The 21,185-nt window shown below is 73.0% G+C and carries 17 protein-coding genes; 11 read left to right on the top strand and 6 right to left on the bottom strand.

Annotation, left to right across the window (positions count from 1 at the left end):
• Positions 1–6: 6 nt before the first annotated feature.
• Genes OG753_RS16265 through OG753_RS16275 form a run of 3 tightly spaced genes read right to left on the bottom strand, consistent with a single transcriptional unit; the run spans position 7 to position 3,271 of the window.
• Entirely contained in the window at positions 7–927 is a 921-nt protein-coding gene (locus tag OG753_RS16265) for an EamA family transporter (RefSeq protein ID WP_327262493.1), read from the bottom strand.
• A gap of 52 nt (positions 928–979) precedes the next feature.
• Positions 980–1,912, bottom strand: coding sequence for an EamA family transporter (locus tag OG753_RS16270; protein WP_327262494.1), 933 nt, complete (start codon positions 1,910–1,912; stop codon positions 980–982).
• Between the two features lie 42 nt (positions 1,913–1,954).
• Positions 1,955–3,271, bottom strand: coding sequence for an MFS transporter (locus OG753_RS16275; protein WP_327262495.1), 1,317 nt, complete (start codon positions 3,269–3,271; stop codon positions 1,955–1,957).
• A 105-nt stretch (positions 3,272–3,376) separates the two neighbouring features.
• Here OG753_RS16275 and OG753_RS16280 point away from each other — a divergent pair, with 105 nt between their 5' ends.
• A complete protein-coding gene (locus OG753_RS16280; RefSeq protein ID WP_327262496.1) occupies positions 3,377–3,868 on the top strand; it encodes a MarR family transcriptional regulator in 492 nt (163 codons plus the stop codon).
• 110 nt (positions 3,869–3,978) lie between these two features.
• On the opposite strand, the gene OG753_RS16285 is transcribed toward OG753_RS16280, so the two are convergent.
• Positions 3,979–4,221 carry a hypothetical protein gene (locus tag OG753_RS16285; RefSeq protein ID WP_327262497.1) on the bottom strand — a complete coding sequence of 81 codons (243 nt, stop codon included), beginning with the start codon at positions 4,219–4,221 and terminating at the stop codon, positions 3,979–3,981.
• A gap of 20 nt (positions 4,222–4,241) precedes the next feature.
• Entirely contained in the window at positions 4,242–6,266 is a 2,025-nt protein-coding gene (locus OG753_RS16290) for a 4-alpha-glucanotransferase (RefSeq protein WP_405788913.1), read from the bottom strand.
• Between the two features lie 201 nt (positions 6,267–6,467).
• Between OG753_RS16290 and OG753_RS16295 the strand changes: the two genes are divergently transcribed.
• Positions 6,468–9,497, top strand: a complete 3,030-nt coding sequence (locus OG753_RS16295) for a beta-N-acetylglucosaminidase domain-containing protein (RefSeq protein WP_405788915.1) — start codon at positions 6,468–6,470, stop codon at positions 9,495–9,497.
• A gap of 58 nt (positions 9,498–9,555) precedes the next feature.
• Here OG753_RS16295 and OG753_RS16300 read toward each other — a convergent pair whose 3' ends face one another.
• Complete coding sequence (locus OG753_RS16300) at positions 9,556–10,092, bottom strand: HNH endonuclease (RefSeq protein ID WP_189737015.1); 537 nt, start codon at positions 10,090–10,092, stop codon at positions 9,556–9,558.
• A gap of 285 nt (positions 10,093–10,377) precedes the next feature.
• Between OG753_RS16300 and OG753_RS16305 the strand changes: the two genes are divergently transcribed.
• The 9 genes from OG753_RS16305 (at position 10,378) to OG753_RS16345 (ending at position 21,108) form a co-directional block, all read left to right on the top strand.
• Positions 10,378–11,460 (top strand): mechanosensitive ion channel family protein, encoded by a 1,083-nt coding sequence (locus OG753_RS16305; RefSeq protein ID WP_327262500.1) that lies wholly within the window; start codon positions 10,378–10,380, stop codon positions 11,458–11,460.
• Between the two features lie 159 nt (positions 11,461–11,619).
• On the top strand, positions 11,620–12,837 hold the full coding sequence (locus OG753_RS16310; RefSeq protein ID WP_327262501.1) for an ROK family transcriptional regulator: 1,218 nt from the start codon (positions 11,620–11,622) through the stop codon (positions 12,835–12,837).
• A gap of 151 nt (positions 12,838–12,988) precedes the next feature.
• Entirely contained in the window at positions 12,989–14,323 is a 1,335-nt protein-coding gene (locus OG753_RS16315; protein ID WP_327262502.1) for an ABC transporter substrate-binding protein, read from the top strand.
• A 4-nt stretch (positions 14,324–14,327) separates the two neighbouring features.
• Positions 14,328–15,272, top strand: a complete 945-nt coding sequence (locus tag OG753_RS16320) for a carbohydrate ABC transporter permease (protein WP_405788916.1) — start codon at positions 14,328–14,330, stop codon at positions 15,270–15,272.
• Positions 15,269–16,120, top strand: coding sequence for a carbohydrate ABC transporter permease (locus tag OG753_RS16325; RefSeq protein ID WP_327262504.1), 852 nt, complete (start codon positions 15,269–15,271; stop codon positions 16,118–16,120). The genes OG753_RS16320 and OG753_RS16325 overlap by 4 nt, the downstream gene beginning before the upstream one ends.
• Before the next feature lie 5 nt (positions 16,121–16,125).
• Complete coding sequence (locus OG753_RS16330; RefSeq protein ID WP_405788918.1) at positions 16,126–17,391, top strand: 6-phospho-beta-glucosidase; 1,266 nt, start codon at positions 16,126–16,128, stop codon at positions 17,389–17,391.
• Positions 17,382–18,371 carry a BadF/BadG/BcrA/BcrD ATPase family protein gene (locus OG753_RS16335; protein ID WP_327262506.1) on the top strand — a complete coding sequence of 330 codons (990 nt, stop codon included), beginning with the start codon at positions 17,382–17,384 and terminating at the stop codon, positions 18,369–18,371. The genes OG753_RS16330 and OG753_RS16335 overlap by 10 nt, the downstream gene beginning before the upstream one ends.
• Positions 18,372–18,586: 215 nt before the next feature.
• Complete coding sequence (locus OG753_RS16340) at positions 18,587–19,996, top strand: hypothetical protein (protein WP_405788919.1); 1,410 nt, start codon at positions 18,587–18,589, stop codon at positions 19,994–19,996.
• Between the two features lie 104 nt (positions 19,997–20,100).
• Positions 20,101–21,108 carry a glutamate ABC transporter substrate-binding protein gene (locus tag OG753_RS16345; RefSeq protein ID WP_405792694.1) on the top strand — a complete coding sequence of 336 codons (1,008 nt, stop codon included), beginning with the start codon at positions 20,101–20,103 and terminating at the stop codon, positions 21,106–21,108.
• The last annotated feature ends 77 nt before the right edge of the window (positions 21,109–21,185 follow it).

A 21,185-nucleotide genomic window follows, 5' to 3' on the forward strand; every position in this document is an offset into this window, starting at 1 on the left:
CCGAACCTACCGCCGGGCACTCCCCAGCCCGACCCCTCCGAGGATCAGCGCCATGCAGAGCAGCTGCGCCGGTCCGGTCCGCTCGCCCAGGAGCAGGAGGCCGAGGCCGGCCACGCACACCGGCTGGAGGTAGTAGACGACTCCCGCGCGGGCCGCCCCGATCATCGAGACGGCCCTGTTCCAGGCGAAGAAGGCGACGGCCGAGGAGAACACCCCGACGTACAGCAGCGGTCCGACCGTTCCGGCGTTGACCGCGAAGCCGCCCTGGACGGCGACGGAGACGGCGTAGGCAGGTGCCAGCATCAGCGCGCCGAGCACGAAGGTGGTGATCAGGAAGGCCAGGCCGCCGAGTTCTGCGGGCTTGCGCTTGAGCAGGGCGCTGTACGTGGCGAAGGAGAGGGCGGCGCCGAACATCCACAGGTCGCCGGCTCCGAAGTCGAAGCCGATGGAGCCGTCGCCGACGAGCAGCAGCACGCCGAGGGCGGCGAGCAGGATGCCGAAGGCCCGCCGCGTGCCGAGCCGTTCGCCGCCGATGCGGGCGTAGAGCGCCATGATGACGGGCGAGGCCGCCATGATCATGCCCATGTTGGAGGCGGATGTGGTCAGTCCGGCCTGGTGCACGAGCGTGTTGTAGAGGGTGACGCCGAACAGCGTGGCGAGGGCGATGTACCCGAGGTGCCGCCGGATCAGGGCCCGCTGCTGCCAGGCCTGGCGGGCGGCGAAGGGGGCGACGGCGAGCAGAGCGATGATCCAGCGCCAGAAGACGGCCTGGACGGGCGGTACGGTCTCGGCCATGCCCCGGGTGGCGACGAAGCTGCCGGACCAGACGACCGTCGCGAGCAGGGCGAGGAGTACGCCGAGCCCGGCGGCACCCTTCTTCCCCGTGCTGCCGGGCCTGGCTTGCGAGACGGTACGGACGCGGTCCATGACGGCCACTGTGGGTCTGCTCCTCGGGGTTGCGGCGGGTCCTTCGTGCGGTCTACCGTCGCACCCTCTCATCCGTCAGGTCTATCGAAATGTTCTGATCGTTCTTTTCAGTAGAACTGAACGGTTGCGTGGTGCGGGCGACCGCCAGCTGGCCGGCGACGGTGGCCCCGAAGGCGATCGCCATGCCCACGAGCTGTACGGGCGACAGCGCCTGCCCGAGGGCGGCCCAGCCGATGACGGCGGCGGTGAGCGGGGACAGCGGGCCGAGCAGGGTGACCGAGGTGGCGCTGAGGGCTCCGATGCCGCGGAACCACAGCCAGTACGCGATGCCGGTGTTGATCAGCATCATGTACCCGTAGCCGAGGAAGGCCTTGCCGTCGAGGGCGGGCGGGGCCCCTTCGACGAGGGCGGCGACCGGGATGATGAACAGTCCGCCCGCGGTGAGCTGCCAGCCGGTCATCGCCAGCGGGCCGACGCCTTCGGGGCGGCCCCAGCGCTTGGTCATGACGGTACCTGCGCCCATGGAGGCGGAGGAGATCACACCGGCGACGACGCCGACCGCGTCCAGCCCGGCCTCCGCCGTGAGGACGACCATGCTGACGCCGAACGCCCCGACCACGGCGGCGAGCACGGTGCGCAGGCTCGCCCGCTCCCCGAGGAGGAGTGCGGCCAGTCCTACGACGAACAGCGGGCCGGCGGCGCCCAGTACGGCCGCGACGCCGCCGGGGAGCCGGTAGGCGGAGAGGAACAGCAGCGGGAAGAAGGCGCCGATGTTGAGGATGCCGAGGACGGCGGACTTCCACCACCACTGGCCCTTGGGGAGGGTACGGGCCAGGGCGGTCAGCAGCAGCCCCGCGGGCAGGGCCCGCATGACGCCGGTGAACAGCGGCCGGTCGGGCGGCAGCAGCTCGGTGGCCACCGCGTAGGTCGAGCCCCAGGAGATGGGGGCGAGCGCGGTCAGGGCGACGGTGGCTAAACGCTTCATGGCGGGTGGCTCCTCGGTCGGGTGGAAGCTGGTGGGGCGGGCTCAGGCGGCGGAGGTCACCGGGACCGGCCCGGTGACGGCCTCGGCGGCCGGCGGCGGCTCGGCGTGCACGGCCTCGGCCGGCAGATGCCGCTCCAGCCGGAGCAGCGCCAGGGCTGCGCCGGTCGCGGCGACGGCCAGGACGGCCCAGGGCAGGCGGCCGTCGACGGCGAGCAGGGCGGTGAAGAGGGAGGGGGCGAGCGCGCCGGCCAGCGAGTAGGACAGCTGGTAGGTGGCCAGGTAGCGGCCACGGACAGGCTCGGGGGCGGCGGAGACCGACAGGGCGCCGCCGGAGGGGCTGTGCACGAGTTCGCCGAGGGTGTAGACGACGACGATGACCAGCAGGGCGATCAGGGTGACGGTCCGGCCGGGTCGCAGGGTGCCGAGCACGATCTGCCCGGCGAAGGCGGCGGCGAAGAGCAGGGCGCCGAGTGCGGCGGAGCGGGTGCGGCGGGCGCCGGAGCGGCGGACCCGGCCGGCGATCAGCACGCCGATCCCGGCGCACAGGACGGTGTTGACGGTGAAGGCCGCTCCGGTGAGGGAGTCGGGGGCCTTCAGCCAGGTGGAGAGGTAGAGCGGGAAGAGGACGGAGAGGGCGCAATAGCCCAGTGCGGTGAGGAAGTTGGCGGCGGTGAGCCCGAGGAAGGGGCGGTCGCGCAGGACCGTCCGGTACCCCACCGGGCCGACGGGCTCGGCGCCGGCCGCCCCTGCCGCCCCTGCCGTGCGGACCGCCCGGACCCGGCTGACGAGCAGTCCGGCGAGCGCGAAGGCGAGGGAGTTGCCCCAGGCGGTGTAGGTGAACCCGCCGGTGCCCCACAGTGCCAGCACTCCGGAGACGAGCAGGGCGCCCGCGCCCATCCCGGCGTTCTGCAGGGCCCGGGTGGATGCCTGGAGCCGGTCGCGGGCGGCGCCCCGTGCCACCTCGCCCATCAGGGACTGCTGGACGACGCCGAAGGAGCGGTCGGCGAATGCGGTGACGAGGGCGACGGCCGCGAAGGCGGGCAGGGAGGTCGCGAAGGGGTAGAGGGCGAAGCCGAGCGCCCGTGTCGCATGGAGCACCAGGTTGACCCTCTTGGCGCCGAACCGGTCGACGGCCGAGCCGGCCAGCGGCATGAGCGCCAGCCCGGCCAGTCCGGTGACGGTCATGACCAGGCCGACGAGGGTGAGGGAGAGGCCCGTGACGTGGTGGAAGAAGACCAGCGAGAAGGGGATGTACATTCCGATCCCGACCGCGCTGATGCCGATTCCGAGGAGCAGCGACCGCTCCCCCGCGACCTTCGCTTCCCCTGATCCAGCCGTCTTTCCCCCGAACAACGCCATGACCTCTCCCCCGGACTCGGTTGCCACTAAGTAGCTTACCGCTAAGCTACTTAGTGGCAAGCAACTTTTTTGCGAACGATCTCAGGGAAGCCGGATACTGCAGCCATGAGTGACGACAAGGACGCGGTGGACGCGATCACGGCCCAGTGGTTCGCCGTGCGCCCCGACCTGGAAACGGCGCCGATGGCCGTCTTCGGACGCATCTACCGGATCGCCAGGGCCATGGGCGACGCGATGGAGGAGTGCTACGCGCGCTTCGGCATCTCACGCGGCGAGTTCGACGTGGTGGCCACACTGCGCAGGTCGGGCGAGCCCTACACCCTCTCGCCCCGCCAGCTCTCGGCCACCCTCATGCTCACCACGGGCGGCATGACCGGGCGTCTGGACAAGCTGGAGAAGGCCGGACTGCTCGTGCGCAAGCCCGATCCGCACGACCGGCGGGGGCTCCAGGTGACGGTCACCGACCGTGGCCTCGCGCTCATCGACGAGGCCGTCGGCGCGGGCCTGGAGGTACAGCGCTCCGCGCTCACCGGGCTGACCGACGAAGAGGTCGCCGTGCTCACCGGTCTGCTCCGCCGGCTGCTGGCCGGCGTCTGAGGACACGACAAGGCGCCGGGGGGCGTCGCACGGCCGATTCGATACGGCGGTGCGGACCCCCGGCGCCCGGGAAATGTCTGCTGGTCCCGGCCCCGTGGGGCCGGACCGGATCAGGCCTGCTTCGGCTTCCGGTCCGACGACTTGTCGAGGGCCATCACGAGACCGATGATGACCAGGAAAATCACGATGGGCAGGGCCACGTACAGGCCGACCGTCTCGCCGACGCTCAGGCCCGGACCCGGGTCGTCACCGTCGTCGCGGGTGAGCGCGAGGGCGGGAGACGTCATCAGCAGCATCATCAGCGCGGTTCCGGCCGTGACGGCGCCGGCGCGCAGAGCGTTCTTCTTGTCCACGGTGCAAACGTAGCGAACACCTAAACGGGGCGCGCGCCCGGGGGTGCCGTACGAGGTCGTGCGCCCTCCCCCACCGCGCTCAGCAGGGCGTTCGCCCGCGGCGAGGAGATCAGCTCCTCCAGCGTCAGCGGCCGCCCCCCGGCATCGGCGACCGGCAGCCGCCAATTGGGGTACTGGTCCCACGTACCGGGCAGGTTCTGCGGCCGCCGGTCCCCCACCGCGTCCGGCAGCCACACGCCGACCAGCCGCGCGGGCGTGCGCAGCAGGAAGGCGTACAGGGCCCTTACGGCCGCCTCCTCGCCCTTGGTGTCCAGCCCCAGCCCGTCCAGCAGCTCCAGCCACTCGGCGGTGTCCGCGGCGTCCTGGGCCCGCTCCAGCTCGGCCGGGCGGGTCAGCAGGCCGAGCCGGTCGCGCAGTTCCACATGGCCGCCGGCGAGCTTGGCGGCCGTGGGCGGCAGATCGTGGGTGGTGACGGTGGCCAGGCAGTCGGCCCGCCAGGCCTGCGGGGCCAGCGGGCTCCCGCTGCCGTCCCAGTCCCGCTCGAACCAGAGCACCGAGGTGCCGAGCACCCCGCGCCGGGCCAGCTCCTGACGGACCCGCGGCTCCACCGTCCCGAGGTCCTCGCCGATGACGAGCGCGCCCGCGCGGTGGGCCTCCAGGACCAGGATCGCCAGCATGGCCTCGCCGTCGTAGCTGACGTACGCGCCGTCCGCGGGCGGGGTCCCCTCCGGGATCCACCAGAGCCGGAACAGGCCCATCACGTGGTCGATCCGCAGGGCGCCCGCATAGCGGAACACCCCGCGCAGCAGGGACCTGAAGGGGGCGTAGCCGGTGGCGGCCAGCACGTCCGGGCGCCACGGCGGCAGGCCCCAGTCCTGGCCGCGGGCGTTGAAGGCGTCCGGCGGGGCCCCGACCGAGATGTTCCGGGCGTGGCAGGAGCCGGTCCCCGCGTCCGAGCCCTCCGGGTGCACCCCGACGGCGAGGTCGTGCACGATGCCCACGGCCATGCCGGCCGCCCGGGCCGCCTGCTGGGCGGCCGCGAGCTGGGTGTCCGTCAGCCAGACCAGCCAGCGGTGGAAGTCGGCCCGCGTCCGGGGGTCCTCGCCGGCCGCGGCCGCGCACCAGGCCGCGTGGGTGTCCAGCGAGGGGCCCTGTGCCGCGCGGAACTCCCCGTAGGCGGCTTCGCGTTCGGGTGTGCGCGGGACGGCGTACAGCAGCTCCAGGGCGGACCGCTTGAGTTCCCAGACGGCGTCCCGGTCGATCAGCGCGCCCTTCTCCAGGACCTGGCGGCGCAGTTCCCCGCCGCGCGCGGCGAGCTCGTCGAGGGCCCTGCGGTCGGGGCAGTCGGCGTGTTCGGGGACGTCCTCGATCCGCAGGTGCACCGGATCCGGGAAGCGCCGCGAGGAGGGCCGGTAGGGGGAGGGGTCGGTCGGGGCCCCGGGCACGGCCGCGTGCAGCGGGTTGACCTGGATGAACCCGGCGCCGTGGGTACGGCCCGCCCAGCGGGCCAGTTCCGCGAGGTCGCCGAGGTCGCCCATGCCCCAGGAGCGTTCGGAGAGCAGGGAGTAGAGCTGGACGAGCAGCCCGTGGGCCCGCTCGGGCGCGGCCGGGGCCCGCTCGGGAGCCACGACCAGGGTGGCCTCCGCCGTGCGCCCGTCGGTGGCCTCGGCGGTGAGCCGGTGGACGCCGAGGGGCAGCCCGGGGCCCCACAGGAGCACCTCGCCCGTCTCCTCCTCCACCACCCGCACCCGGGTGCCGGGCGGCAGCCCGGCGGGCTCCGATGCCACGGGCTCCCCCTGCCAGAGGACCACCGTGGGCGGCAGCAGCCGCCCGGCCGCCTCCCGCGCGGCGGCCTCGGCGCACACCCGGATGCTCGACGCGTCGTCGGTGACCACCCCCAGCAGGCCGAGGACCGCCCTGACGGTGGTCTCCGGAACCGGGACGGTGACGTCGGCGGCGGGCCGGTAGTCGGTGGCGACGCCGTACTGGGCGGCGAGCCGGGCCAGGTCGTCCATCTGCGGGCGCTCCTTCGTGCGTGCGGGCATGAGGGCATGAGGATGTGTCAGAACAGTGGTGCACAGAGGTCGGACGCCGCCGGGGAACACCGCGTCCATACCCACTCGGAGGCACCGCATTCCTGGCATATCCGGGTCAGATCACCCACTCGCATTGACACTCCAGCCGCACGGATGGTGGGCTCGGGTTCATTCGTACGAGTGGGTGACGTCTCGCGATCGGGAGGCTCTGTGCAGCTCAGGGGCAGGAGGCGGACCACCGCCGCCGCCGTGGCGGTCATCGGCTCGCTGCTGGGCGGCGCCGTGTCCGCCGGGCCACCCGCGGCGCTCGCGGGACCCTCCGCGCCGGACGGACCGGCGCGCACTCCGGCCCCCGGATCCGCCCCGGGGTCCGCCCCCAACACCACCACTCCCGCGGGCACCGCCGCCGGGGCCCCGCTCGACCCCGGGGCCGACACTCCCCGGGCGGCCTCCGAGGGTCCCGCCGTCTGGCCGCGGCCGCAGTCGATGGCCGCCGATCCGAAGCGCGAGCTGCCCCTGGGCTCCGAGGCCGTCCTGGTCGCTGCGGCCGACGCCGATCCGTACGCCGTCAAGGTGGTCCGGGACGCCCTGCGCGCGGCCGGCGTACGGACCGTCCACGAGCCGGCCCCCGGAGCACCGCTGCCCCCGCGGGGCACCCTCGTACGGCTCCAGGACGCGGGCGCCGAGGAGGCGCTGCGGGCCCTGGGCGCGGCCGCGCCGGGCGACATGCCCGGCGGGGGCTACCGGCTGGCCGTGGGACGGCCCGGCGGCCGGGACACGATCGCGCTGGCCGGCGTCGGGGACGAAGGGCTGTTCCACGCGGCGCAGACGCTGCGGCAACTCCTCGCCGCGGGCGGCGGGAAGGTGCCCGGGGTACTGGTGCGCGACTGGCCGGCCGCGCCGGTGCGCGGGATCACCGAGGGCTTCTACGGACAGCCGTGGACCCGGGAACAGCGCCTCGCGCAGCTGGACTTCATGGGCCGTACCAAGCAGAACCGGCTGCTGCTCGCGTCGGGCGACGACACGTACCGCACGACGGGCTGGCGCCAGGACTACCCGCAGGAGCAGCAGGAGGAGTTCCGCGCGCTGGCCGAACGGGCCCGGGCGAACCGGATCGTCCTGGCCTGGGCGGTGACCCCCGGGCAGTCGATGTGCCTGTCCTCGGAGGCCGACCGGGCGGCGCTCGCACGCAAGCTGGACGCGATGTGGGACCTCGGCTTCCGCGCCTTCCAGGTGCAGTTCCAGGACGTCAGCTACACGGAGTGGGGCTGCCGGGCCGACCGGGAGCGGTATGGGAAGGGCCCGGCGGCGGCCGCGAAGGCGCACGCGGAGGTCGCGGGCGCACTGGCGGCGCACCTGGCCGCCCGGTATCCGGGGGCGCCCGCGCTGTCACTGCTGCCGACGGAGTACTACCAGGAGGGCGCCACCACCTACCGGACGGCCCTGGCGGGCGCGCTGGACCCGCGGGTGGAGGTGGCCTGGACGGGCGTGGGCGTGGTGCCCCGCACGATCACGGGCAAGGAACTGGCCGGGGCGCGCTCCGCCTTCGGGCGCCCGCTGATCACCATGGACAACTACCCGGTGAACGACTGGGACCCGGGCCGCATCTTCCTCGGCCCCTACGCGGGCCGCGAGCCGGCGGTGGCGGGCGGTTCGGCGGCGCTGCTGGCCAACGCGATGTCGCAGGGCACGCTGTCGCGGATCCCGGTCTTCACGGCGGCGGACTTCGCGTGGAACCCGCGCGGTTACCGGGCCGGGGAGTCCTGGGCGGCGGCGGTGCGCGAGCTGGCGGGCGGCGACCCGCGCACGCGGGAGGCGCTGGCGGCGCTGGCCGGGAACACCGCGTCGTCCGGGCTCAAGCAGGAGGAGTCCGCGTATCTGAAGCCGCTGGTCGAACAGTTCTGGAAGGCTCGCGCCGCGGGAGATCCGGCGGCCGGGACCGCGCTGCGCAAGGCGTTCACCGTGCTGCGCGAGGCCCCGGAGCGGCTCCCGGCCCTGTCGGACGAGGCGGGCCCCTGGCTGGAGCGCCTGTCGCGCTACGGGACGGCGGGCGAGCTGGCGGTGGACGTCCTGCAGGCCCAGGCCCGCGGGGACGGGGCGGCCGCCTGGCAGGCCTCCCGGGCGCTGGCCGAGGCGCGCGAGGCGCTGGCCGAGCCGGGGACGGCCCGGGTGGACAAGGCGGTCCTGGACCCCTTCCTGGCGAAGGCGGCGGCAGAGGCCGACGCCTGGACCGGGGTCGCCCGCAAGGCCGGCACGGTGACGAAGGAGGCCGAGGCCTGGACCGTACGGCTGGACGCGGCGCGCCCGGTGTCGGCGGTGACGGTGATGACCGACCCGCTCCCGGCGGGGGCGCGGGGCGCCGTGGTGGAGGTGCACGTGCCCGGTGAGGGCTGGCGCAAGGTCGCCGACGCCGCGGCCTCGGGCTGGACCCAGGTGGAGACGGCCGGGCTGAACGCGGACGGGGTGCGCCTGTCCTGGGCCGGGGCCGAGTCCGCGCCCACGGTGCATCAGGTGGTGCCGTGGTTCGGGGACGGCCCGCGGGCCCGCTTCGAGCTGATGGACGGGGCCGCGACCGACGCCGAGACCGGCGGCGCCGCGCAGCGGGTCACGGCGCAGCTGTCGGCCCTCGGCCCCGGCGAGGTCCGCGGCCCGCTTTCGGCGCAGCCCCCGGCGGGCATCGAGGTCCGCCTTCCGCAGACCGCGGTGGTCCCGCGGGGCGGCCGGGTGTCGATCGCGCTGGAGGTGAGCGTCGCCGCGAACACCCCGCCGGGCAGCTACCAGGTGCCGGTGACCTTCGACGGGGAGTCGCGCGTGCTCACCGTGCGTGCGGTGCCCCGTACCGGCGGCCCGGATCTGCTGCGGACCGCGCGGGCGGCCTCCTCGGCGAACGAGACCCCGGACTTCCCGGCCTCGGCGGCCGTGGACGGCTCCTCGAGCACCCGCTGGTCGTCACCGGCGGTGGACGGTGCGTGGTGGCAGGCGGAGCTGCCCGCCGCGGCGCGGGTGGGCCGGCTGGAGCTGCACTGGCAGGACGCGTACCCCTCGGCGTACCGGGTGGAGACCTCCGCGGACGGCGTGACCTGGCGGCCGGCAGCATCCGTCGCGGCCTCGCGGGGCGGCCACGAGTCGCTCCGGCTGGACGCCCCGGGCACCCGCTTCCTGCGGGTCACGTGCGAAACCCGTGCGACGCGGTACGGCTGCTCCCTCTGGTCGGCGGAGGCCTACGCGGTCACCCCGTGACCCCGCCGCCGGTCCCGGGCGGGCGCAACCCCGCGGGGGACCGGCGGCCCCGCGGGCTCTATGACGCGGCGACCCCGATCCGTTCCAGGGCGTCCTCGGCCCCGTACGGCTGGAGGTACGGCATCCACCGCGGATCCCGGTGCCCCGTACCGATGATGCGCCAGGCCAGACCGGACGGCGGGGCCGGCTGGTGCCGCAGGCGCCAACCCAGTTCCAGCAGGTGCCGGTCGGCCTTGACGTGGTTGCACCGGCGGCACGCGGCGACGACGTTGTCCCAGGCGTGCTGGCCGCCCCGGCTGCGCGGAATGACGTGGTCGACGCTGGTGGCGACGGCCCCGCAGTACATGCAGCGACCGCCGTCCCGCGCGAACAGTGCGCGCCGGGTGAGTGGAACGGGCCCCCGGTAGGGGACCCGCACGAAGCGCTTGAGCCGTACCACGCTGGGCGCGGGGACGACCCTTGTCGCGCTGTGCAGATAGGCGCCGGATTCCTCCAAGGAGACTGCTTTGTTCTCCAGGACGAGGACGAGCGCGCGGCGGAGCGGTACGACGCCGAGGGGCTCGTACGACGCGTTGAGGACCAGGACGTGCGGCACGGACTGCCTCCTTGTACGCCGGCGGCGCGTGGCTCGCGCCGGGACGATCTGCTCTCCAGTCTCTCCTTACGGCTGGTCGAAGCGCCACCACGCGCCCGTAACGGGTCCGAGGTGTTTTCGACCACAGTCAGTCATCCCCGGGTGAGTCTGGTCTCTCCCTCGAACACGGCACCAAGGTGAAGGGATTGCCCCGTTAGTGTGGATGGCCTGCCCCTCATACCCCCGGTTCCGTCCGGGGGCACCACCGGTTCCGCGGGCAGACCGCTACACCTGGAGGTTCCCGTCGTGCCCTGGCCCGCCGTTCTGCTGCCGCAGGCAGCCGAAGTCCCGGACGCGCCCGCATCGGTCAAGGAGGCGCAGGAGAGCGTCACCGAGGCCGCCAGCTTCATCGAACAGAACTGGGCCACCTGGCTGAGCATCGGTCTGCGGATCCTGCTGATCGTGGTGATAGCCGCAGTGATCCGCTCGGTGGTCCGCAAGGCCCTGACCAAGCTCATAACCCGGATGAACACCAGCGCCGAGGCGGTGGAGGGTACCGCTCTGGGTGGACTGCTGGTCAATGCCGAGCGGCGGCGCCAGCGTTCGGAGGCGATCGGCTCGGTGCTCCGGTCGGTCGCCTCGTTCCTCATCCTCGGTACGGCCGCACTGATGGTCCTGGCCGCGCTGAAGATCGATCTGGCCCCGCTCCTGGCGAGTGCCGGTGTGGCCGGTGTGGCGATCGGTTTCGGCGCCCGGAACCTGGTGACGGACTTCCTCTCCGGCGTCTTCATGATCATGGAGGACCAGTACGGCGTCGGCGACAAGATCGACGCGGGCGTGGCCTCGGGCGAGGTCATAGAGGTCGGCCTGCGCGTGACCAAGCTCCGCGGGGACAACGGCGAGATCTGGTACGTGCGCAACGGCGAGATCAAGCGGATCGGCAACCTCAGCCAGGGCTGGGCGACCGCGGGCGTCGACGTCCAGGTCAAGCCCTCGGAGAACCTGTCCAGGATCCGCGAGGTGGTCCAGGGTGTCGCCGACTCCATGGCCAAGGAGTCCCCGTGGGACGAGCGCCTGTGGGGTCCGGTCGAGGTGCTGGGTCTGGACGAGGTGCTGCTCGCCTCGATGACCGTGAAGGTGTCCGCCAAGACCATGCCGGGCCAGCAGTTCGCGGTGGAGCGGGAGCTGCGCTGGCGGATCAAGGAGGCCTTCGACGCCGCGGGCATCCGGATCATCGGCGGCATGCCGGCCGCCGACGAGGACGAGGAGGCCCCGGCCGACCCGTCCGCCTCGGTCGCCGCGCCGTCCGCACTGGCGAACCCGGCCTCACCGCAGTCGCTGGCCGCCACCCCGATCCCGCCGCAGGCCGGCCCGCGGATCACCAAGTAACCGCCCGCCGCACGGGCCCCGCACGCCCCCGCTGCCCCGCAGGTCATCCGTGAAATGACACGTGAAATGACACAGCCTGCGGGGCAGCGGCATTGACACAGTTCAACAGGTGATAGGAAACTTACCTAACAGATCACCTCGGTGAGGGAGAGCCGCTCGATGCCCGCCGCCACGCCCGGAACGCCCAGCCTGTTGCGCGCCATGAACGACCGGGCCGCACTCGAACTCCTGCTCGCGCACGGCCCGCTGTCCCGGACCCGCATCGGGCACCTGACCGGACTGTCCAAGCCCACCGCCTCCCAGCTGCTGGCCCGCCTGGAAGCGGTCGGGCTCGTCGTGGCCACCGGCACGGACGGCGGACGCCCCGGCCCCAGCGCCCAGCTCTACGCGATCAACCCGCGGGCCGCCTACGTCGGCGGCCTCGACGTCACCCCGGAACGTGTGCTGGCAGCCGTCGCCGACATCACCGGCACGGTGATCGCCACCCACGAGGTCCCCTACACCGAGGGCGCGGAGGCCGTCGACCAGGTGACCGAGGCCCTCGGGGGCGCCGTCAAGGCCGCCGGGCTGCACCGCTCCGACCTGCGCCGGGTGGTCATCGGCACGCCGGGTGCCTTCGACCCGCAGACCGGCCGGCTGCGCTACGCCAGCCACCTCCCCGGCTGGCACTCCCCCACGCTCCTGGAGGACCTGGCGGCCGCGCTGCCGATGCCCGTCGAGTACGAGAACGACGTCAACCTCGCCGCGGTCGCCGAACAGCGGCTCGGCGCGGCCCGCGGCCACGAGGACTTCGTCCTGCTGTGGAACGAGGAGGGCCTCGGCGCCGCCCTGGTGCTCGGCGGCCGGCTGCACCGCGGCTGGACCGGCGGCGCCGGCGAGGTCGGCTTCCTCCCCGTGCCGGGCCGCCCCCTGGTCCGGGAGGTCACCCGGGCCAACTCCGGCGGGTACCAGGAGCTCGCCGGTGTGGAGGGCCTGCCCCGGCTCGCCGCGGACCTGGGCGTCGAGCCGTTGGAGACCCCCGCGCCCGGAGCCCCGTACGGCCGGGAGGTCGCCGCCGCCGTCGCCCTGCTCGAGCAGGCCGCCGCCGCGCCCGAGGGGGCGCACCTGCGCTTCCTCCAGTCGTACGCCACCGCGCTGGCCACCGGTCTCGCCTCGGTCGTCGCCGTCCTGGACCCGGAGATCGTGGTCCTGTCCGGGTCCGCGATCAGCGCGGGCGGCGAGCCGCTGCGCTCGCTGCTGGAGGCCGAGCTCACCGAACTGGCCCCCTCCCGGCCCCGGCTGGTCCCCGGCCAGGTACGGGAGCGGCCCGTCCTGCACGGAGCGCTGGAGAGCGCGCTCGCCGCCACCCGGGACGAAGTGTTCGACACCTCGGGCTGAACCGCCCGCCCCGGGCCGGCCGCCCGCATCCGCCCCGTCACCTCCGCACCCCCGCACCCCCGCACCGCCGCACCGCCGTGCACCGCACCGCCATGTCCCACCCCACCGGCACCCCCCACGGAAGTTCCTCCCGCAGAGAGCGAGCCCCGCCATGCCCAGAACCGGACGCCTGACCACCGCGACCGCCGTCCTCGCGGCGATATCCGCCCTCGCCACGGCCTGTACGGGCCAGAGCGCGGACACCGCCTCCGACGATCCGAAGGCGGACGTCACCCTCACCTTCTGGCACGGCTGGTCCGCGCCGAGCGAGGCCAAGGCGATCGAGGACAACATCGCCCGGTTCGAGAAGGCGCACCCGAACATCAAGGTCAAGGTCACCGGCAACATGACCGACGACAAGATCAACCAGGCGCTGCGCGCGGGCGGGGACAAGGCCCCCGACGTGGTCTCCTCCTTCACCACCGACAGCGTGGGCAAGTTCTGCAACTCCCGCGCCTTCGCCGATCTGAACCCTTTCCTGGAGAAGTCCGGGGTGGACAAGAAGAAGGTCTTCCCCAAGACCCTGCTGGAGTACACGGAGTTCAACGGCAACCAGTGCACGCTGCCGCTGCTCAACGACGCGTACGGCCTCGTCTACAACAAGACCGCCTTCGCGGCGGCCGGCATCACCGAACCCCCGAAGACCTGGAGCCAGTTCGCGGAGGTCGCCCAGAAGCTGACCAAGCCCAAGGGGGACTCGTACGAGCAGGTCGGCCTGATGCCGACCTTCCACGGCTACGAGACCACCCCCATGCGGCTCGCCGCGCAGTGGAGCCCCGCCTACTTCGGCGCGGACGGGAAATCCAACCTGGCGAAGGACCCGGCCTTCGCGAAGATGCTGACCGCGCAGAAGGACCTGGTGGAGCGGCTCGGCGGCTACGAGAAGCTGGAACGGTTCCGCAACACCTTCGGTGACGAGTGGGGCGCCGAACACCCCTTCCACACCGGCCAGGTGGCCATGCAGATCGACGGCGAGTGGCGCGCCCCGATGGCCAAGGAGGCCGGCGTCGCCTTCGAGATCGGCACAGCGCCGCTGCCCGTGCCCGACGAGCAGGCCGCCGACTACGGCAAGGGCTACCTCTCCGGCACGATCATGGGCATCGCCTCGGGCAGCAAGAAGCAGAACGCCGCCTGGGAGCTGGTCAAGTACATGACCACCGACACCGAGGCGGTGGTGGCCTTCGCCAACGGCATCCACAACGTGCCGTCCACGCTCGCCGCCCTGGAGTCCCCGGACCTGCAGGTGACCCCCGAGTTCAAGACCTTCCTCGACATCGCCCGGCACCCGAAGTCCAGCACCACCCCGGCCAAGGCCGACGGCGGCACCTACCAGCTGACCTTCACGGACTTCGCGTACGCCGTCGAGAAGGGCGACGTCACCGACATCCCGGCCGGTCTCGCGAAGACCGACCAGCAGATCGACACGGACATCGCGAAGGCGAAGTAGCCCGATGACCGGCACGCACCCGCTGCGCTCGAAGCGGCGGCGGTCCGCCCTGCGCACCGCCGCCTTCATGTCCCCCTGGCTGATCGGCTTCACGGTCTTCTTCGTCTACCCGCTGCTGTCCACCCTCTACTTCTCCTTCACCCGCTACGACGGCTTCCGGCAGCCCTCCTTCAACGGTCTGGACAACTGGAGCTACGTCTTCACGGACTATCCGCTGTTCTGGCCGGCGATGCGCAACACCCTGTGGCTGGTACTGGTGATGGTCATCTGCCGGGTCGCCTTCGGCCTCGGCATCGGCCTGCTCATCACCAAGATCAAGACGGGTGCAGGGATCTTCCGGACCCTGTTCTACCTGCCCTACCTCGCCCCGCCCGTCGCCGCGACCCTGGCCTTCGTCTTCCTGCTCAACCCGGGCACCGGACCCGTGAACACCCTGCTCGACGCGGTGGGGCTGCCCACGCCCGGCTGGTTCACCGACGCCGACTGGTCCAAGCCGGCCCTGACCGCCCTCGCGCTGTGGGGGGTGGGCGACCTGATGGTCATCTTCATGGCCGCGCTGCTGGACGTACCGAAGGAGCAGTACGAGGCGGCCGAGCTGGACGGGGCCGGGGCCTGGGCGCGGTTCCGGCACATCACCCTGCCCAACATCTCGCCGATCATCATGTTCGCCGTGGTCACCGGGGTCATCCAGGCCATGCAGTACTACGCCCAGCCGCTGGTGGCGGGGAAGGTCGCGGCCGGGGTGATCGGCGGCTCGGGCCAGCAGTTCGAGCCCGGCTACCCCGACAAGTCCACGCTGACCCTGCCCCAGCTCGTCTACAACCTCGGGTTCCAGCGCTTCGACTACGGCACCGCGTGTGTCGTCGCACTCGTCCTGTTCGCCCTCTCCATGGCCTTCACCGCGCTCCTGATGCGCCGCCGTGGCGGTCTGATCGGAGCAGGTGAATGAGCACGTACGACGGCAGGAGAACCTCCAGGGCGGTACTGCACTGGGTCGGGGTGCACTCGCTCGGCGTGGCCGCCGCCCTCTTCTTCGTCCTCCCCTTCGTCTTCCTGCTCCTCACCTCCCTGATGGGCGACCGGCAGGCGCTGACCCGCGACCTGTGGCCCGACACCTGGCAGTGGGGCAACTACGCGAAGGTCTGGCACACCCCCGGCTTCCTGACCTGGTGGCGCAACACGCTCCTGTACGCCGGACTCGGCACCCTGTTGACCGTGGTCTCCTCCGTGCCCGTCGCGTACGCGCTCGCCAAGTTCCGCTTCCGCGGCCGGCGGCTCTCGCTGCTGCTCGTCATCGCCATGATGATGCTGCCGCCGCAGGTGGTGGTCATCCCCATGTACCTCTTCTGGGCCAAGCAGCTCGACCTGTCGGGCACCCTGTGGCCGCTGATCGTCCCGATGGCCTTCGGCGACGCCTTCTCCATCTTCCTGCTCCGCCAGTTCCTGCTGACCATCCCCGACGAATACCTGGACGCGGCCCGCGTCGACGGCTGCGGCGAGGTGCGCACCCTGCTGCGCGTGGTCCTGCCGATGGCCAGGCCCGGGATCGCCGCCGTCGCCCTCTTCCAGTTCTTCTGTGCCTGGAACGACTACTTCGGCCCGCAGATCTACGCCTCCGACAACCCGGCCGCCTGGACCCTCAGTTACGGGCTGGAGTCCTTCAAGGGGGCGCACCACACCAACTGGAACCTGACCATGGCCGCGACCGTACTGGTCATGGCCCCGGTGATCGTCCTCTTCTTCTTCGCTCAGAAGGCGTTCGTCGAGGGAGTCACCCTGACCGGCGTGAAAGGCTGACGACGATGAAACTCGCAGTGGTGGGCGGCGGTTCCACCTACACCCCCGAACTGATCGACGGGTTCGCACGACTGCGCGACACCCTGCCCGTCAGCGAGCTCGTACTGATCGACCCGGCCACCGAACGGCTGGAGCTGATCGGCGGTCTGGCCCGGCGGATCTTCGCCCGGCAGGGCCACCCCGGCCGGATCACCACCACCTCCGACCTCGACGCGGGCATCGAAGGCGCCGACGCGGTCCTGCTCCAGCTGCGCATCGGCGGACAGGCCGCCCGGCTGCAGGACGAGACCTGGCCGCTGGAGTGCGGCTGCGTCGGGCAGGAGACCACGGGCGCGGGCGGGCTCGCCAAGGCGCTGCGCACCGTCCCCGTGGTCCTCGACATCGCCGAGCGGGTCCGGCGGACCAGCCCGGACGCGTGGATCATCGACTTCACCAACCCCGTCGGGATCGTCACCCGGGCCCTCCTGCAGGCCGGGCACAAGGCGGTCGGCCTGTGCAACGTCGCCATCGGCCTCCAGCGGAAGTTCGCGGCCCTGCTGGAGCTGGCGCCGGCCGACCTCCACCTGGACCACGTCGGCCTCAACCACCTCACCTGGGAGCTGGGCGTGCGCCGGGGCGGCCCGGACGGCGAGGACCTGCTGCCGGGGCTGCTCGCCGCGCACGGGGAGGCCGTCGCCGGGGACCTGCGCCTGCCGCGGGCGGTGCTGGACCGGCTCGGCGTCGTGCCCTCGTACTACCTGCGCTACTTCTACTCGCACGACGAGGTCGTACGGGAGCTGGGGACCAAGCCCTCCCGGGCCGCCGAGGTCGCCGCGATGGAGCGGGAACTGCTCGCCCGGTACGGGGATCCCGCGCTGGAGGAGAAGCCGGCGCTGCTGGCGAAGCGGGGCGGCGCCTTCTATTCCGAGGCGGCCGTGGACCTGGCCGCCTCCCTGCTCGGCGACGGCGGCCCCGCCGTGCAGGTGGTCAACACCTACAACCGGGGCACACTGCCCTTCCTGCCGGACGACGCGGTGATCGAGGTACAGGCCCGCGTCGACGGATCCGGTGCCGCTCCCCTTCCGGTGCCGCGGCTGGACCCGCTGTTCGCCGGCCTGGTCTCGCACGTGAGCGCGTACGAGGACCTCGCGCTGGACGCGGCGCTGCGCGGCGGGCGCGAGCGGGTCTTCAGGGCACTGCTCGCGCACCCCCTGGTCGGGCAGTTCGACCTGGCCGAGGGCCTGACCGACCGGCTCCTCGCCCACAACAAGGAGCACCTGCCATGGGCGTGACCCTCCCCTCGGTGCTGGCGATCGACGCGGGCAACAGCAAGACGGACGTGGCCCTGCTGGGCCCGGACGGCTCGGTGCTGTGCTCCGGTCAGGCCGGGGGCTTCCAGCCGCCGCGCACGGGGGTGGCCGCGGCCGTCGACGTACTGGCGGAGGCGATGGCCGACGCCGGGCTGCCCGCCGGCCGTGCGGGCGGGCCGCTGGCCCAGCGGGTGTCGGCGTGCCTGGCCAACGCCGACTTCCCGGTGGAGGAGGAGCAACTGGCGCGCGAGATCGAGCGCCGGGCCTGGGGCCGTACGACGGCGGTGCACAACGACACCTTCGCGCTCCTGCGCTCCGGGCTGCCGACGGGCGCCGACCCGTGCGGCGTCGCGGTCGTGTGCGGGGCGGGCATCAACTGCGTGGGGATGACCCCGGACGGGCGGACCGCGCGCTTCCCCGCGGTCGGCCGGATCTCCGGCGACTGGGGCGGCGGGGGCGGACTGGCCGAGGAGGCCCTGTGGCTGGCGGCACGGGCCGAGGACGGCCGGGGCGCGGCGACGGAGCTGGCCCGGGCGCTGCCCGCGCACCTGGGCCACGACTCGATGGCCTCGCTGATCGAGGCGCTGCACCTGGGCCGGGTCCCCCGCGGGCGGCTGCACGAGCTGACTCCGGTGCTGTTCGCGGTGGCGGCCGCCGGGGACCCGCCGGCGCTGTCGCTGGTGCACCGGCAGGCGGACGAGGTCGTGGCCATGGCCTCGGTGGCGCTGGGCCGCCTGGGCCTGCTGGAGCAGGAGGTGCCGGTGGTGCTGGGCGGCAGCGTGCTGGCGGCCGGGCACCCGCAGTTGAACGACCGGATCGCGGAGGGGCTCGCCGGACGGGCCCCGCTCGCCCGGATCTCCGTGATCACGGCGCCGCCGGTACTGGGGGCCGCCCTGCTGGGCCTGGACGCGCTCGGGTCCCCGTCCGGTGCGTACGAAAAACTCCGTACCCATTTCGGTTGAACCCGCCCGGGAAGTTCATCCGGTCTGGAACCGTGGCGACCGTGCGGACGTATTGACGGTGAAGGGGCGACGAAGGACGAAGGGGGCCCTCGGGGACGGATCGCCCCGGATGCAGCACCGGGTGCTGTGGTCGACCGGCACTACGGCCATACTGCTGCGCAGGGGGTACCTCCCAGCGTCGGCTGGAGGACGACAGGACCGAGGGGGAGGTCACGGTGGCGATCACATCACGCGCGCCCGCGCCCGGGGGCGGCGTTTCCGTGCCGCCCGCCGGGTCATCGGCGCCACCGCCCGACGGACCGCCCGGGCGGGGCACCGCCTGGGCCGAGGGCGTGCAGCGGCTGCGCGAGGCGGCGACCACCGAACCGGGCCGGCTGCGGATCATCGGAGCGGTACTGGCCGCTCTGATCGTGCTGTTCGGCACGGTGAGCGTGTGGGAGATCTCCGACCGGGCCGCGGCCGCCGACGACGTGGTGGGCCGCAGCCAGCCGCTGAGCGCCGACGCGGCGAGCATCTACCGCTCCCTGGCCGATGCCGACACGACCTCATCCAGCGGGTTCCTCCTGGGCGCGCAGGAGCCGCGCGAGGTCCGACAGCGGTACGAGAAGGACATCTCCAACGCCTCCAAGCTGCTGGTGAGCGCGGCCGCCAATACCGGCGGAAACGAGGACTCCCGCGAGCAGATCGCCCTGCTGAGCGAGCAGCTGCCGCGCTACACCGGCCTGATCGAGCAGGCCCGGGCCACCAACCGGCAGGGCCTGCCGCTGGGCGGCGCCTACCTCCGTTACGCCAACGAGCAGATGACCACCCAGCTGCTGCCCGCCGCGCAGCGGCTGTACGAGTCGGAGACCAAGCGGCTCTACACGGACCACGACGACGCCCGGTCCTGGCCGCTGGCCTCGATCGCCCTGGGCCTGCTCGCGATCGCCGCCCTGGTGTGGGCGCAGCGGCGCAACTACCGGCACACGAACCGGGTCCTCAACCACGGACTGGTGGCCGCGACGGCCGCGTCCCTGGTGGTCCTGCTGTGGCTCACCGTGGGGCACACGGTGGCGCGGTCCTCGCTGAGCGAGGCCCGGGCGGACGGGCAGGAGTCGATGAAGGTGCTCAACGACGCGCGGATCGCCTCCCTCCAGGCTCGGGCCGGTGAGAACCTGACCCTGATCGCGCGGGGCGCCGTACTGGCCGAGGACAAGAAGTCCGACAAGTACGACGTGGACTTCACGAACAACATGAAGCAGTTGGACGCCGGGCTGGCGATCGCGCTGCGGCTGGCCGACGACGAAGCCGGCCGGGGCCCCGTGAGCCGGGCCGTGGACGGCGTGAAGCAGTGGAAGCAGCGGCACTCGGCGGCCCGGGAGGCGGACTTGAAGGGGGACTACGAGGCCGCACTGCCCCAGGTCGTCGGGGACGAGAAGCACAAGGAGAGCAGCGGCGCCGCCTTCGACACCGTGGACGCCTCCCTGGAGCAGGCCGTCGCCCACGAGCAGCAGGAGTTCACCCGGGCGGCCCGGGACGGCCTCGGCGCGCTGGGCGGTCTGGTGACGGGCGCCGCCGTCCTGGTGGTCGTCGGCGCGGCAGCGGCTCTGCTCGGCATCGGGCGCAGGCTTTCGGAGTACAGGTGAGCGCGATGCGGATACGGGCGAGGCGGGCCGCCGAAGGCCACGGGAACCACGAGGGCACCGGGGGCGGCGCGAGCGCCGGGAGCCGGGAGGCGGCTCCGGTCGCGATGTCCGGGTTCCGTCGCGCGGTGGGCCGGCTGCGCGGCTGGGGCGGGGTGAGCGCGATGGCCGTCGCCTGTGCCACGACCGCCGCGGTCGTCCTGCTGCCGCTGGCGCACGCGACGCCCGACACCGGCCGTCCGGTGGTGCGCCGGCCCGCCTCGATGGCGGCGGCCCCGGCCGCGCCATGGGTCCCCACCGACACCTGCCAGGACCCCGAGGCCAGCCTGCGCCCGTCCGACGTGGACGGGGCGGCCATCGCGCGGATCAAGGCGGCGGGCAAACTCGTCGCGGGCGTGGACCAGAACAGCTTCCGCTGGGGCTACCGCAACCAGACCGCCGAGGGCAGCCGCCTCGACGGCTTCGACATCGACCTGGTCAAGGCCATCGCCAAGGACATCCTGGGCGACGAGAACGCGGTCATCTACCGCGCCATCCCCACCAGTCAGCGCATCCCCGCCCTCCAGGAGGGGCGCGTCGACATCGTCGTGCGGACCATGACCATCAACTGCAAGCGGCTGGAGGACGTCGCCTTCTCCACGGCCTACTTCGAGGCCGGACAGCAGGTGCTGGCGCCCAAGGGCTCGCCGATCACCGGGTACGACACTTCGCTGAAGGACCGGCGGATCTGCTTCGCGGCCGGATCCACCGCGGAGGCGGCGCTGAAGGCCCAGTCGTACGGCTCGGTGCCGGTCACCGTCGCCAACCAGCTGGACTGCCTGGTCCGGCTGCAGCTGGGCGAGGTCGACGGCATCATCACGGACAACGCCCTCGCCGCCGGCCAGGCCGCCCAGGACCCCTCGGTGCAGCTGGTGGGCTCGCCCTTCACCCGTGAGTTCTACGGGGTGGCGATGAACAAGGACGCCTCCGACCTGGTCCGCCGGGTCAACAAGGTGCTGGAGAACTACCGCGCGGGCGGCGGCGACAGCCCGTGGATGAAGGCGTACCTCAAGCACCTGCAGCCCGTGCTGCCCGGCGTGACCGCGCCCCCCGCACCCAAGTACCGGGACGGCTGAGGCCCGTGACGGTTTCGGACACGGGACCGGGCCCGGGCGCAGGGCAGGATACGGAGACGGACACGGAGGCGGCGGCG

The organism is Streptomyces sp. NBC_00029, from assembly GCF_045160505.1.
GTDB lineage: Bacteria > Actinomycetota > Actinomycetes > Streptomycetales > Streptomycetaceae > Streptomyces.